The organism is Paraburkholderia sp. MM5384-R2, from assembly GCF_014201025.1.
Classification (GTDB): Bacteria; Pseudomonadota; Gammaproteobacteria; order Burkholderiales; family Burkholderiaceae; genus Paraburkholderia; species Paraburkholderia tuberum.
Map to the genome: position 1 here is coordinate 21,452 of NZ_JACHDI010000023.1, position 14,213 is coordinate 35,664.

Genomic DNA, 14,213 nt, shown 5'->3' on the forward strand with positions numbered 1-14,213 from the left:
CGGCGCGCGTGAGTCGGGTGATGAAAGCGGGTTGGGGAAGGCAAACGCCCGAAGCATCTGCGAGCCGCACATCGATTATTTTTCCGATGCGTGACGAGCGGATGAAGCCCCGAATAGCCTGATTTTGTGATCGAATCGGGCGGCCCGTTCTGCCGGGCGGTTCTGTCGTATGCGTGTTGGATTTGACGCGGTGCGCGCACCGATTTGGAGATGGAGGGCGGGATTGGCGGTTAGTTGCGTTTCATTGAAATCAAAGCGCCTCATCTTCAAGCCACCTCCCGGTCCCTGCCCGCCTCCCTGCACGATCGTGCCGTCTCTGCAACAATCGCGACGTTGCGCCGCACAAGCCGCCACGCTGATCCGCCGTGGACCGACAGCGCGCGCCTCACCCACGACGAAACCGCCGCCCGAGCGCGTCGCCTCTCCGGAAGCGACCGACACCGGCATGCCCAACCCCGCGAGCCACGCCTTGTCCGATAAGCTCAGCCCCGCCGTCGGCGTCCCCACGCCGACTCTCCCCACCGACGGCCCGATGTCGGCCGCCAACCGCCGCGCGATGGCCGCGATCATGCTCGCCGTCGCGCTCGCCACGCTGGATACCGCGATCGCCAACACCGCGCTGCCCGCGATCGCCGGCGACCTGCACGCGGCGCCGGCCGCCTCGGTCTGGATCATCAACGCATATCAGCTCGCGATGGTCGCGACGCTGCTGCCGCTCGCCGCGCTCGGCGATATCGTCGGACATCGGCGCATCTATATCGGCGGCATCGCGCTGTTCACGCTGAGCTCGCTCGGCTGCGCGATGGCGCCGACGCTGCCGCTGCTCGCCGCCGCGCGCATCGTGCAGGGCTTGGGCGCCAGCGCGATCATGAGTGTCAACACCGCGCTGATCCGCTATCTGTACCCGCCGCATCGGCTCGGTCGCGGGCTTGGCACCAATGCGCTGATCGTCGGCGTGTCGTTCGCGGTCGGGCCGACGGTGGCGTCGCTGATTCTGTCGGTCGCGACCTGGCCGTGGCTGTTCGCGGTCAACGTGCCGCTCGGTGTACTCGCGCTGAGCTTCGCGATGCCGGCGCTACCGCATACCGCGCAGAGCCGGCACCCGCTCGATCCGGTGGCGGCGCTGCTCAACGTGGTCACGTTCGCCGCGCTGATCTTCGCGCTCGGCGAGGCGGCGCAACGCGCGTCGCTGCAGATCGTGCTCAGCGCCGCGGCGCTCGCCGGCGTGTTCGGGCTGCTGCTGATCCGCCGCGAGGCCGGCCACCCCGCGCCGATGCTGCCTGTCGATCTGTTCAAGCGGCCCGTGTTCGCGCTGTCGGCGGTGACGGCCGTGTGCTCGTTCGCCGCGCAGGGCCTCGCGTTCGTGTCGCTGCCGTTCTATTTCGAGGACGTGCTGCTGCGCAGCCAGGTCGAAACCGGCTTCCTGATGACGCCGTGGCCCGTCGTGGTCGCGCTCGCCGCGCCGCTCGCGGGCGGCCTGTCGGACCGCTACCCGCCGGGGCTGCTCGGCGCGATCGGGCTCGCGGTGCTGTCGGCGGGGATGGCCTCGCTGGCGATGCTGCCCGCCCATCCGCACGTGCTCGACATCGGCATCCGTATGGCGATCTGCGGCGCGGGTTTCGGCTTTTTCCAGTCGCCGAACCTGAAGGCGCTGATGGCGAGCGCGCCGCCGGAGCGCAGCGGCGGCGCGAGCGGCATCGTGGCGACCGCGCGGCTGCTCGGACAGGCGACCGGCGCGGCGCTGGTCGCGCTGTGCTTCGGCATTGCCGGCCGCCAGCATGGGCCGACGCTCGCGCTCGGCCTCGGCGCGTTCTTCGCCGCCGCGGCGAGCCTGGCGAGCGGCTTGCGGCTGCTCGCGCCGTCGCATCGCGCGGGCGTGCAGGCGAAGGCGGCGGTCAAGTGAGATATGCGCCGGACGGCGCGTGAGGCGGGATGAAGCCTGAATGAAGCGCGCCTCGAACGAGCGCGCACGAGTTGGAGCCAGTGCGGGAAGACGAGGCGGCAACCACGCGAGCCGCCTCGCTTGCGACCCATGCGGCGCGATCAACGTGCCGCGAAATACCCCTTCACCGCGGCAATGAACGTGTCGATATCGTCGCGCGACACATCCATGTGCGTGACGAAGCGCGACGCATACAGCATCTGCGTGAGGATGCCGCGCTCCTCGAGCCACGCCTCGAGCGGCGCGCAATGCTGCTGCGGAAACTGCGCGAACACCATGTTCGTCGCGACCGACTGCACCTTCACCTGCTCGATCGTCTCCAGCCCCGCCGCCAGATGCGCGGCGTTCGCGTGGTCGTCGGCGAGCCGCTCGACGTTGTGATCGAGCGCGTACAGGCACGCCGCCGCGAGCACGCCAGCCTGGCGCATGCCGCCGCCGAGCACCTTGCGCCAGCGATGCGCGACGTCGATCAGCGCGCGGCTGCCGACCAGCACCGAGCCGACCGGCGCGCCCAGTCCCTTCGAAAAACAGATCGACACCGAATCGAACGGCTCGGCGAGCGCCGCGACCGGCTTGCCCGCCGCGACCGCCGCGTTGAACACGCGCGCGCCGTCGAGGTGGGTCGCGAGGCCGCGCTCGCGCGCGAGCCGCGTCGCATCGACGACGTACTGCGCCGGCAGCACCTTGCCGCCGATCGTGTTTTCCAACGCGAGCAACCGCGTGCGCGCGAAGTGATCGTCGATCGGCTTGATCGCGGCGGCGATCTTGTCGAGCGGGATCGAGCCGTCGGCGGCGTTTTCGAGCGGTTGGGGCTGGATGCTGCCGAGCACGGCCGCGCCGCCGCCCTCGTATTTGTAGGTGTGCGCGAGCTGGCCGACGATGTATTCGTCGCCGCGCGCGCAGTGCGCCATCAACGCGGCGAGGTTGCTTTGTGTGCCGCTCGGGAAGAACAGCCCCGCTTCCTTGCCGGTGCGCTCGGCCAGCGTGGCCTGCAGACGCAGGACGGTGGGGTCGTCGCCCCAGACGTCGTCGCCGACTTCGGCCGCCGACATCGCCGCGAGCATCGGCGGAGTCGGACGGGTAACGGTATCGCTGCGCAAATCGATCATTGTGTGTCCCTGTGCGTCCATGAATGACAGCCTACGGCAACCGGCCGCCCGTGCATCCCGGGAGGAACGCGCGCGCCGGCAAACGAGCCATACAGTGTATTCAATTCAGACGACGCTGAAAATCGGCGCATCCCCGAGAAGCGCGCCGATCCGGCTGCGATGAGCCGACAGTCGCGACGGGGCGCTCAGCCGCCAGGCTTCGGCAACCACTGGAGCGGATCGACCGGCTGGCCGTTCTCACGCACTTCGAACTGGATCGACGCGACGCCGCGGCTATCGACACCGACCTCGCCGATCGTCTGCCCTTGCGCCACCGCATCGCCTTCCTTGACGAGTAGCTGGCTGTTCTGGCCGTACGCGGTGATCAGCGAATCGTTGTGCTTGATGATGATGAGCGGGCCGTAGGCTTCGATGCCGGTGCCCGCGTACACCACGCGGCCGGTCGCCGCGGCCTTGACCGGATCACCGGGTTGGCCGCCGATCACGATGCCGTTGGATTTGCCCGGCGCGAACGCGCGCAGGATCGGTCCGCGCAATGGCCATTGCAGCACGCCCTGCTGCGGTACGGCGGCAGGGGCCGGCGCACCGGGTACGGCGCCCGGCGGCACGTTCGCCGTCGCGCCCGGCGCGGCTGGCGCACCCGGCGCCACCGCGACCGGCGGCGTGACCACGCTGCCCGAGGCCATCGGCGGTGAAACGCGCAGCACCTGGCCGGGCGCGACCGCCGCGTTGACCGGCAAGCCGTTCCAGGCCGCGATTTCCTGCGGCCTTCGTCCATAGGCCGAAGCGATGCCGGACAGCGTATCGCCCGGATTGACGCGATAGTAGCCGGCGGGCACCGGGACGGTCGCGAGGCTGGTCGTGCTCGACGGCGCGTTGCTGTAAAACGGCGTGCTTTCCCACGGCATCGTCGTGCAGCCGGCGATCGCCACGCCGAGCGCCGCCGCCATCAGCAGGCGGATCGCCGTCGGTTGCCATTGTTGTGTCATCTGCTTTTCCTCGACCTGTGTCTCAATCCGATTCAATCGACGCCGCAGCAATTGCCGTGCCGTCACGCTTGCACACGGTCGCGGTTGTCCGCTGCCGCCTGGATATCGTGCGCGACCGCCACACGCGCGCCGTCAAACTGCCGTGTTCTTCAGACGCTGCCCTGCTTTTCGACGACGAGCACGCGTGCCGCGCCCAGCGGATGCGCGACATGCTCGGTGCCGACCGACGCATGGAACACGTCGCCGGTTTCGAGCACTGTCGTGCGTTCGACGCCGTCTTCGCGATAGCGCATTTCGACGCGGCCGTCGAGCACGGCGAATACCTCCTCGCCGTCGTTCACGTGCCACTTGTACGGCTGGTCGGTCCAATGCAGACGCGTGGTGACGCCGCTCATGTTCGCGATCTCGAGCGCGCCCCAGGCACGCGACGCGGTGAAGCTTCTGCTGCGGATGATCTTCATGGTCGATGAGCAATTGGCAAGCGCGCAAGCCCGGCGGGCGGCGCCGTGCGCCCACGGCATCGGCGCTCGCGCGGCTGGCCCTATTATAGGTCGCGTGGCCCGCGCGTCTGGGCGAGCAAGCCGCCACGGCCGTTCCGTCCGATCATTGCAGGCGATCGACCATCGCCTATACTCAGTCAAGCCGCGCGGAGCAGCTCACGACAACGTTGGGATTCTGGGAGGAATCGAGGATGAACAAAGCCACCTTTCTGGCCGTGCAACTCAACGTCGACGATGTGGCGGCGTCTACCGGCCTCGTCGAACTGCTGAACACGCATCTGATCTTCGCCGCCGAAGTTGCCGAGGCCGCCGATGCGCTCGTGCAACTGGCGAGCATCGCGGGACTGTCGAGCGGGGTCGAGGCGAGCGTCGAGCTGCCGGCGGTGGCGCTCGAACGGCTGCGCGAGGCGCTCGACAACCTGAGCGACTACGACGAATCGTGGCTGCTCGCGCTGGAGCCGAGCCGCGCGCTGTTCGATGACATCGGCCGGCGGCAGCGAACGCTGCATTGACGGGAACGTCGCAGCACGGCGCCGTAAACGACAAAACGCCATCCGAACGAACTGGATGGCGTTTTTTCTTGCCCGCCGCGTTCGCGCTATTCCACGAAGCGGCGCCTACAGCGCACTACAACTACCCACTACACCTGCGGACTGCTACTGCGATCAGTTGCCGAAGTACACCGAGTCACGGTTGGCCTTCGCCGGAATGACAGCGTGGCCGGCTTGCGACGTGCCGGCAGCCGGAGCGCCGTAGCCGCTGGTGTCTGCGGGGTTGGCCGCGATGGCCGTGCCGCGTTGCGCATCGACGCGTGCTTGCGCTGCCTGGATGTCGGCCGGGTAGTTCACGTCGCTGGCGCTCGGGTTGTAGCCGGCCTTTTCGAGTTGAATCAGTTCAGCGCGAACCTGAGCACGGGTCGCCGGCTGACTCGCTTGAGCGAACGACGCGACCGGAACAACGAGGGCGGCGGCGATAGCAACAGCGGAAATCAGGGTCTTCATGATTAACCTCCAAAGGACTTGTTGTGTGGTGCGCTTCGGGTTTCTGCTTATCCCTCAGCGATTGAAAACAAGTTTAGAGGTGTCTTGATCTAGGGTAAACCCTTAAACCAGTGAAACTCTATTGCTGCCGTCGCAATAATCATTTGGTCATTCTTTAAGTCCGCGTTTAGCCCGCAAGACATTTGGTAATAATGCGGCGTTTCCTTGTGGATCCAAACGGAGCAACGGCCCGGCGCGCCCTGTCTCCATGGCGCGCCGGGCCGTTTTTTCAACCGCTCAGCTCCACTGCGCGTGGAAGCTGCCCGGCTTGTCGACGCGTTCGAACGTATGCGCGCCGAAGAAGTCGCGCTGCGCTTGCACGAGGTTCGCGGGCAGACGCTCCGAGCGGTAGGCGTCGAAATACGCGATCGCCGACGCGAATGCCGGCACCGGCACACCCGCGTTGACCGCGGCCACCACGACTTCGCGCAGCGCCGCCTGGTAGTTCTTCGCGATGTCGCGGAAGTACGGGTCGAGCAGCAGGTTCGCGAGCGCCTTGTCCTTCGAATAGGCGTCGGTGATCTTCTGCAGGAAGCGCGCGCGGATGATGCAGCCCGCGCGGAAAATCTTCGCGATCGTTCCGTAGTCGAGATCCCAGTTGTACTCTTCCGACGCGGCGCGCAACTGCGCGAAGCCCTGCGCGTACGAGATCACCTTGCTGAAGTACAACGCGCGGCGCACCGATTCGATGAACGCGTCCTTCGCGCCTTCGAGCGGCCTCGCCTGCGGACCTTCCAGCACCTTGCTCGCGGCCACGCGCTGCGTCTTCAGCGACGACAGCACGCGCGCGAACACCGCCTCGGTGATCAGCGGCAACGGCGCGCCGAGGTCGAGCGCGTTCTGGCTGGTCCACTTGCCGGTGCCCTTCTGCGCGGCACGGTCGAGAATCACGTCGACGAGGTCCTTGCCGGTTTCGTCGTCCTTCTTGCCGAAGATCTTCGACGTGATTTCAATCAGATAGCTGTCGAGTTCGCCCTTGTTCCACTCGGTGTAGACCTTGCCGAGTTCCTCGTTCGACAATCCGACGACCTGCTTCAACACCGCGTAGCTTTCGGCGATCAGCTGCATGTCGCCGTACTCGATGCCGTTGTGCACCATCTTCACGAAGTGGCCCGCGCCGTCCGGTCCCATGTACGCGACGCAGGGCTCGCCGTCCGGCGCCTTCGCGGCGATCTCGGTGAGGATCGGCGCGACGAGGTCGTACGCGTCGCGCGGGCCGCCCGGCATGATCGACGGGCCTTTCAGCGCGCCTTCCTCGCCGCCCGAGACGCCGGTGCCGATGAAATGCAGACCCGCCTTCGCGAGTTCCTGGTTGCGGCGGATCGTGTCGGTGAAAGGCGTGTTGCCGCCGTCGATCAGGATGTCGTCTTTTTCGAGCAGCGGCTTGAGCGAGGCAATGGTCGCGTCGGTCGGCTCGCCGGCCTTGACCATCATCAGAATGCGGCGCGGCTTTTCGAGCGAGTCGACGAACTCTTCCAGCGTGAAAGCCGGCACCAGTTTGCGGTCCGGAAATTCGGCGATGAGTTCGTCGGTTTTCGCGCGGCTACGGTTGTAGACCGACACCGCGTGGCCGCGGCTCTCGATGTTGAGCGCCAGATTGCGGCCCATGACCGCTAGCCCCACCACGCCGATTGCCTGTTTGCCCATTTGAATTCTCCAGAGTCCAAAAAAATGTCGAGGCGCCGCGCCATGAAAACGGCGGGCGCGGCGTCGAGGGTGAAAGGATAAAAGAAATGCGCGCTTGCCGCTTGGGAGGGGGCAAGCACGCCAGTTGCTCGTGCTCCTGTCGTGCTCATGTTTGCGCGTGACGACAGGTATTGTGCGCGCGTCGGTGTTTGCGCGGCGGGTTCGGTTTGGGACCGGACCGAGGTTTGGCGCAAGGCGTGGACGAATGCGCGGGCCGTCGGTGCACCCGCTACCCTGCCCGCTTCGTGAACACCAGGCTGAAGTTGTTCGCGGGCATCACGACCACCCGTTCGCAGGTGAGCCCCGCCGTGTCGCCGAGCGCACGACCGCTTCCATATCGCGCACGCCCCATTCGGGATCGCGGCTCTTCAACCATTGATCGAACGCTTCGTTGCTCGGCGCCGTGTGCGCGCCGCCGCGCCGGTAAGGACCATATAGATAGAGCACGCCGCCGTCGACGAGGCGCCGCCCCGCACCGTCGAAAAGTGCCTGCGCCGCGCTCCACGGCGAAACGTGGATCATGTTGATGCAGACGACGGCGTCGAGCGCATCGACACCCCAGTCCGGCTGATGCACGTCGAGCGCGAGCGGCGCGCGCAGGTTCGCGAGCCCCGCGTGCGCGGTCCACGCCGCAATCGACTCGCGCGCCTGCGCATCGGCATCGCTCGGCTGCCAGTCGAGACCGGGCAGCGCGCCGGCGAAGCAGATCGCGTGCTCACCGGTGCCGCTCGCGATTTCGAGCACGCGGCCGCTCGCCGGCAGCGCCTCGCGCAGCACGGCGAGGATCGGTTCGCGATTGCGTTCGGCGGATGGCGAATGTTGCCGGGAGTCGGTCATGGTCGGCTCTGGTGTTCCTCAGGTTTTGACGGTGATCCACGGGATCTACTCATTCTCAATCGCCAGCCAGCAGACCGGCGAGCGCGCTCAAGATATCGCCGCACGGCGCGGCCACCTTCAGCGACAGCAGCGGATCGGCGCGCGTGCGGCCGAGGTTGATCGCCGCGATCGGCTTGCCCTGGCGCTGCGCCCACACGCAGAAGCGGTAGCCGGAATACACCATCAGCGACGAGCCGGCCACGAGCGCGGCGTCGGCCGCATCGAGCGCATGCGACGCCGCTTCGACGCGCGCCTTCGGCACGTTCTCGCCGAAGAACACCACCGACGGCTTCAGCAACCCGCCGCAGTTCGCGCATGCCGGCACGCGAAAACCGCCGACATCGTGCCACTCGAGATGCGCGTCGCCATCGGCGGCGGCTTCGGCCGTGACGTCGAGCAGAGCGGGGTTGTCGGCTTCGAGCGTCTGCTGGATCGCCGCGCGCGAGTGCTGCATGCCGCAGTCGAGACAACTGACGCCGTCGATGCCGCCATGCAGCTCGATCACGTCGCGGCTGCCCGCGCGCTGATGCAAGCCGTCGACGTTCTGCGTGACCAGCGTCGGCACGTGACCGGCCGCTTCGAGCCGCGCGAGCGCGACATGCGCGGCATTCGGCTGCGCGCGCGCGACGAGCGGCCAGCCGACCATGCTGCGCGCCCAGTAGCGCTGACGCATCGCCGGCGTGCCAAGGAACTCCTGCAGCGTGATCGGCGGCGAGCGCTTCCATGCGCCGTTGTCGTCCCGGTAGCCGGGGATGCCGGAGTCAGTGCTGATGCCCGCGCCGGTCAGCACGAACAGGCGCGGATGACGCTGCACGAAGCGATGCAGATCGTCGAGCGTGTGCGGATCGGCGAGAGATTCGGTCGGCGTGAGCTGAAGGTCGGTCATAACGGGGACGGTGGACGATCGTGCGCGAATTCGTGCGCGAATCAGCGGCGAGGGCTCGGTTTGCCGCGCGTGGGTGTCGAGCGACGCGCGTCGGCTTGCGGTTTCGACTTCGCGCCCTGCGTGTCCGGTCGCCGCGCCGGCCGCGCCTTCTGCGCCTGCCGCTTGTGCCACGCAGCCAGGGCGAACTCGTAGCGCTCCAGCGCTTCATCGTAGAGATCGAACACACACTGCGTGCAGCCGCTATGACAGCAGTCGTCGAGATCGGGCCGCACGGGCGGCTGCGGCGGCGGGTCGTCGCTGGGTGTGGCGCGGGGCACGGCGGCTTGCTTTGCGTGGAAAGACGGCGGAGCGCCCAGTATAAGTTGAACGCGCGCGCCCCGCTCCCCGCCCCGGCGTTGTGAGCCGGTGCTGCGCGCCGCTCAGCCGCGCCCGACGAACGGCATCTTGCTCGCCATGATCGTCATGAACTGCACGTTCGCCGACAGCGGCAGGCTCGCCATGTGCAGCACCGCGTCGGCGACGTGCTGCACGTCCATCAGCGGCTCGACCGCGATCTCGCCGTTCGCTTGCGGCACGCCGCGCGCCATTCGCGCGGCCATCTCGGTCCCCGCGTTGCCGATGTCGATCTGACCGCACACGATGTCGTATTTGCGGCCGTCGAGCGACACCGCCTTCGTGAGTCCGGTAATCGCGTGTTTGGTCGCCGTGTACGCGGCGCTGTTCGGACGCGGCGCATGCGCGGAGATCGAGCCGTTGTTGATGATGCGGCCACCGCGCGGGCTCTGCGTCTTCATCAGGCCGAACGCCGCGCGCGTGCACAGGAACACGCCGTTCAGATTGGTATCGACGATGGAACGCCATTCGTCGATGCTCACTTCGTCGAGATCGACGGGCGAGCCGTTGCGTCCCGCGTTGTTGAACAGCAGGTCGAGCCGGCCGAAGCGCGCGCGGATCGTGTCGAAAAGCGCGGCGACGCTGTCGGCGTCGGTCACGTCGCACGCAACCGCGAGCGCGTCGCCGCGCAGCGCCCGCGCTTCCTGCGCGACCGCATCGAGCGCGGCCTGGCGGCGGCCGGCGAGCACCACGCTATAGCCGTGCTGCGAGAGCGTCAGTGCGCACGCGCGACCGATGCCGCTGCCCGCGCCTGTCACCAGCGCCACTTTTCCGTTTCCTGTTTCCAACATCACGCATCTCCTGTTGTGTTGGGTAGCGACGCGAGCTTGTTGCGACGATCGGTCCGATCGCCATCGACACGCGCGACTCTTTTCGCCCCGCACCATACAACAGCGAATCGGCGATCGCAAACCGCGCGACGTCTTTCAGCGCGCTTTCAGCGGGGTACGTGGCCGCCGAACGCGGCACGTCGACTAGCGCAACAATGGTATCGTTCGCGGTTGCGCATCGCGCAAGATTCACGGCCTTCCCGGGACGGAGGAAGGCGTACTGGAAGCACGTTCGATGAATGAATGCCCGAACCCGCCGCGCCGCTGGCCGCGTAGCCGCAACTCCGCACTGCTGAACGGCACGATCGGCTGGCACGTGATCGTGCTGATCGGCGTGGCTGTCGCACCGGCCGCGTGGCCATGGTGGCTCGCCGCGATCGTCGCGAATCACGCGCTGTTCACGATCGCCGGACTATTGCCGCGCACCACCCTGCTCGGGCCCAACTGGACCCGCCTGCCCGCAAACCCACGCAACGCGGATGCAATCGCGCTGACCATCGACGACGGTCCCGATCCCGCCATCACGCCGCAAGTGCTCGATCTGCTCGACGCGTTCGACGTGCGCGCGACGTTCTTCTGCATCGGCGTGAAGGTGGAGCGTTATCCGCAACTCGCGCGTGAGATCGTCGCGCGTGGGCATGGGCTCGAAAATCACTCGCAGGTGCACGTGCATACGTTTTCGGTCACGTTTCCGCGCGCGTTGACGCGCGAGATCGCCGCCGCACAACGCACGCTCGAAACCGTCAGCGGCGCGCGGCCGATGTTTTTCCGCGCGCCCGCCGGCCTGCGCAACCTCTTCCTGGAGCCGGTGCTGCGCAAGCTCGATCTGCGTCTCGCGGCCTGGACACGGCGCGGCTACGATACGCGCGAGCGTGACCCTCAGGTGGTTGCGCGGCGGCTGCTCGATGGTCTCGCCGCGCGCGACATCCTGTTGTTGCACGATGGCAACGCCGCGCTGACGATCGACGGCCAGCCGCTGATTCTCGCGGTGCTGCCGAGCGTGATCGAAGCGGCGCGCGAGCGCCATCTGCGTTTCGTCACGCTGCGCGAAGCGCGCGCCGAAGCGTGACGGTGCGCGTGAAGTGACACCACGCGCACGCAGCGCTACACACGGAAATCCGCCGCCATGTCCTCGTCGGTGCGCGCTTTGAGCTTGCCGTCGCGGCACGCTTTCATGAACACGTCGTAGTCGCGCTCGACCTGATCCGCGTAGGCGCTCGCGTAGCCGCTCAGCGCTTCGCCGAACTGATCGCCGCGGCCGATGTACGCGCTGATCTCGATCGCCTGGCCGCTCGCCTTCGCATGCGCGCGCGCCATGCTCCAGCCGCATAGCCGCGCATAGCCGTCGAGCAGATCGCTGTCGAACAGCTCGATATTCGCGGACAGCTTCATGTCGCGCAGCTGGCGGAAATAGAAATGCCGCCCGAGCGGCCCGGTCCCCCAGCCGAGGAAGACGTCGCTCGCGGCCTGCAGCAGCCGCTGTCCTTGCACGACGCGCTCGCCCTGATGCGTGACCGCCGGCGACTTGTAGAACTGCGCGATGACCGACGGCCGCGCCTCCTTCAATTGCAGGAACAACGGCTTGCCCATGTGATCGACGAGCAGCACGACCAGACAACGCGTGCCGACGGTGCCGACGCCGACCGCCTTGAACACGACGTCGTGCCTCGTGAACTGATCCAGCAGTTCGCGCCGATCGTGCGACATCGTCTTGCGGTAGTCGTCCCACACTTGCTCGACCATCTTGTCGACGTTGCCGGTCCGGTAGGTTTCGGTTTCCTCGGCCGTCAACAACGTGTTCGCACCGTGCACGTGAAACAGCGCGGGCGGCGCATCGTGGATGGTCCAACGATTGCCGTCGAACGAGGCCATTTTTTCGAGCAGGCTTTCATGCGTGCGGCTCGCGGCCTTCTCCATGCCGCGCCGCACCGCGCGCCGGCGCTCGGGCGTCAGTGCGATCTCGGCCATGCGGTCGAACGTGATGCGGTCGTACCACAGGTCGAGCGCACCGAACTGCGCGTATTGCGCGACGCGATCGCGATACGAGCCGACCGCGCTCATCACCAGACTCTCGGCGGTGCCGCGGCTCAGGCGCATCTGGCGCGCGGCCACGACGAGGCTCGCGCACAGGCGTTTCAGGTCCCATTCGAACGGGCCGATCGAGACTTCGTCGAAGTCGCTCAGGTCGAAGACCAGTTGCCGCTCGGGCGTTGCGAAGCCGCCGAAATTCATCAGATGGCCGTCGCCGCAGATCGGCATGGTGAGGCCGGTGTCGTGCACCTTGCTCAGATCGTGCGCCTGCAGAACCGCGCTGCCTCGAAAGAACGAGAACGGCGAGGCAGCCATGCGCCCATAGCGCAGCGGCACCAGATTCTCGACGCGCTCCGCGCTGCTCTGTTTCAGCAGCTCGATCGGATCGCGGTGCAACTCGCCGACCGCCCGGTGACTCGAGCGTTTCGAATGCTCGCGCGCGGCGCGGCCGCGCGCTTCCCGTTCGGCAATGGTGCTGGCTTTCATGCTTTCTCTCCGTTTTGCGAGTCTTGAGCCGGCGCTGACAGAGACTGCTTGCCGCGCACGGCGTCGTTAACATCGAGGGCTGCAGCCGCGATCATAACGGGTCGAAACACACGATGAATCGCCGCCAGTGAGCGCGGCGCTTGCAGCCGTCGCGGCGAGCTTGCAACCCGCTTTGCAACCCGCTTGACAGCCAGCCAGTAGCTCGCGTAGTACGCCGTAGTATTTTGCCAACGCCGGCGCGCGTGGGCGCGAAAGCACATGCAGCCGCGCGCGCACCGCGCGTAGAATCGAGCGCATGCGCCCTACCCTCGCTCCGCAGCGCGAGCCCGAGCTGCCGCTGCATACGCCCAGTGTGTCGTCGCTGACGTTGGCGGCGGTCATTGCGCTGATCGCGTGGATGGCGATCCTCGCGCAAGCCGACCTGTCGATCGATCGCTCGCTCGCGCGCGGGCTCACCGTGTTCGACGCGCTCGCGCGCATGAGCAGCTACCTGACCAATCTGACGGTGCTCGCCAGTGCGCTCTGCTTCACCTGCATCGTGCTGCGGAAGCACCGCTCGCCGCTCGTGCGCTTTTTCCGCCAGCCCACGGTCGTGACCGCGGTGGTCGCGTACATCGTGTTCGTCGGCCTCGCGTACAACCTGCTGTTGCGCGGACTGTGGCCGCTGTCGCCCTACCGGCGCCTGCTCAACGAGTCGCTGCACAGCGTGCTGCCGATGCTCGCCGCGCTCTACTGGGTCCTATTCGTGCCGCGTTTTCATCTGCGGTTGCGCCACGCTCCGCTGTGGCTCGTCTATCCGCTCGCCTATCTCGGCATCACGTTCTGGCGCGGCAGCCTGTCGGATTTTTATCCGTATCCGTTCATCGACGTCGAAACGCTCGGGCTGCGCCAGGTGCTCGTCAATGCCGCGCTGCTGTTCGGCGGATTTCTGATGCTGCTGGCCGTGTTCGTCGGCATCAATTTCGGGCGCCGACGATGATGTTCCAGCACGTCCCGTTTGGCCGGATGCATGGCGTCCCGTCGCCGGGCGCACTTCTTGCACCCCTTTCGTCACTGACGCAGGCTCACGCCGCACTGGCACGGCTTGCGCGGCACCCTTGTGCGAGCGCGTTGCAATTGCAGCGGGCCCGCACGTAAATATGACAACAGGAGCGATGCATATGGATACGAATTCAGCGGCAGGCGCGGTAAAGGAAGTCGCGGGCAAGGTGCAAAGCGCGGTCGGCGATGCCGTCGGCGACACCAGCGCGCAGGTGGCGGGCAAGGCGCGCGAATTGAGCGGCAAGGCGCAGCAGTTATGCGCGAATACGACGAGCCTCGTGCGCGATGCGACGGCCGAAAACCCGTTCACGACGCTGGCCGTGGTTGCTCTCGCCGGGTTCGTGATGGGCGCGCTGTGGTCGCGCGGCGGTCGCGACTACGACTGAAGCAGGCACGGCGCCGGA

The 14,213-nt window shown here is 67.0% G+C and carries 14 protein-coding genes and 1 pseudogene; 5 read left to right on the forward strand and 10 right to left on the reverse strand.

The annotated features are described in order from the left end of the window. Positions 1-532: 532 nt before the first annotated feature. Positions 533-1,903, forward strand: a complete 1,371-nt coding sequence (locus HDG37_RS29105; protein ID WP_184037324.1) for an MFS transporter — start codon at positions 533-535, stop codon at positions 1,901-1,903. A gap of 140 nt (positions 1,904-2,043) precedes the next feature. On the opposite strand, the gene ltaE is transcribed toward HDG37_RS29105, so the two are convergent. The 3 genes from ltaE to HDG37_RS29120 form a co-directional block, all read right to left on the reverse strand. Next, the gene (gene ltaE / locus HDG37_RS29110; protein WP_184053625.1) at positions 2,044-3,051 is read right to left on the reverse strand and encodes a low-specificity L-threonine aldolase; all 1,008 of its coding nucleotides are present in this window, start codon (positions 3,049-3,051) and stop codon (positions 2,044-2,046) included. Between the two features lie 185 nt (positions 3,052-3,236). Further along, a complete protein-coding gene (locus tag HDG37_RS29115) occupies positions 3,237-4,040 on the reverse strand; it encodes a peptidoglycan DD-metalloendopeptidase family protein (RefSeq protein WP_184037114.1) in 804 nt (267 codons plus the stop codon). Between the two features lie 149 nt (positions 4,041-4,189). Beyond that, positions 4,190-4,501 (reverse strand): cupin domain-containing protein, encoded by a 312-nt coding sequence (locus HDG37_RS29120; RefSeq protein ID WP_184053628.1) that lies wholly within the window; start codon positions 4,499-4,501, stop codon positions 4,190-4,192. A 230-nt stretch (positions 4,502-4,731) separates the two neighbouring features. On the opposite strand from HDG37_RS29120, the gene HDG37_RS29125 reads away from it, so the two are divergent. Further along, entirely contained in the window at positions 4,732-5,052 is a 321-nt protein-coding gene (locus HDG37_RS29125; protein WP_184053632.1) for a hypothetical protein, read from the forward strand. A gap of 153 nt (positions 5,053-5,205) precedes the next feature. Here HDG37_RS29125 and HDG37_RS29130 read toward each other — a convergent pair whose 3' ends face one another. The 6 genes and pseudogenes from HDG37_RS29130 to HDG37_RS29155 all read right to left on the reverse strand — a co-directional run bounded on the left by HDG37_RS29130 (position 5,206) and on the right by HDG37_RS29155 (position 10,212). Next, positions 5,206-5,541 carry a DUF4148 domain-containing protein gene (locus tag HDG37_RS29130; protein WP_184037122.1) on the reverse strand — a complete coding sequence of 112 codons (336 nt, stop codon included), beginning with the start codon at positions 5,539-5,541 and terminating at the stop codon, positions 5,206-5,208. A gap of 276 nt (positions 5,542-5,817) precedes the next feature. Then, positions 5,818-7,227, reverse strand: coding sequence for an NADP-dependent phosphogluconate dehydrogenase (gene gndA / locus HDG37_RS29135; RefSeq protein ID WP_184053635.1), 1,410 nt, complete (start codon positions 7,225-7,227; stop codon positions 5,818-5,820). Between the two features lie 268 nt (positions 7,228-7,495). Beyond that, positions 7,496-8,103, reverse strand: a pseudogene (locus tag HDG37_RS29140) (DUF938 domain-containing protein). Positions 8,104-8,158: 55 nt separating this feature from the next. Then, positions 8,159-9,028, reverse strand: a complete 870-nt coding sequence (locus HDG37_RS29145) for an NAD-dependent protein deacetylase (protein ID WP_184053638.1) — start codon at positions 9,026-9,028, stop codon at positions 8,159-8,161. 41 nt (positions 9,029-9,069) lie between these two features. Next, a complete protein-coding gene (locus tag HDG37_RS29150; protein WP_184053641.1) occupies positions 9,070-9,345 on the reverse strand; it encodes an oxidoreductase-like domain-containing protein in 276 nt (91 codons plus the stop codon). A gap of 102 nt (positions 9,346-9,447) precedes the next feature. After that, the gene (locus tag HDG37_RS29155) at positions 9,448-10,212 is read right to left on the reverse strand and encodes an SDR family oxidoreductase (protein WP_184053643.1); all 765 of its coding nucleotides are present in this window, start codon (positions 10,210-10,212) and stop codon (positions 9,448-9,450) included. A gap of 274 nt (positions 10,213-10,486) precedes the next feature. On the opposite strand from HDG37_RS29155, the gene HDG37_RS29160 reads away from it, so the two are divergent. Then, a complete protein-coding gene (locus tag HDG37_RS29160) occupies positions 10,487-11,320 on the forward strand; it encodes a polysaccharide deacetylase family protein (RefSeq protein WP_184053646.1) in 834 nt (277 codons plus the stop codon). A gap of 35 nt (positions 11,321-11,355) precedes the next feature. Here HDG37_RS29160 and HDG37_RS29165 read toward each other — a convergent pair whose 3' ends face one another. Next, a complete protein-coding gene (locus HDG37_RS29165; RefSeq protein ID WP_184053649.1) occupies positions 11,356-12,768 on the reverse strand; it encodes a DUF2252 domain-containing protein in 1,413 nt (470 codons plus the stop codon). A gap of 295 nt (positions 12,769-13,063) precedes the next feature. On the opposite strand from HDG37_RS29165, the gene HDG37_RS29170 reads away from it, so the two are divergent. Further along, a complete protein-coding gene (locus HDG37_RS29170; protein WP_184053652.1) occupies positions 13,064-13,747 on the forward strand; it encodes a Pr6Pr family membrane protein in 684 nt (227 codons plus the stop codon). Positions 13,748-13,928: 181 nt separating this feature from the next. Beyond that, the gene (locus HDG37_RS29175; RefSeq protein WP_018424751.1) at positions 13,929-14,195 is read left to right on the forward strand and encodes a CsbD family protein; all 267 of its coding nucleotides are present in this window, start codon (positions 13,929-13,931) and stop codon (positions 14,193-14,195) included. Positions 14,196-14,213: the final 18 nt, after the last annotated feature.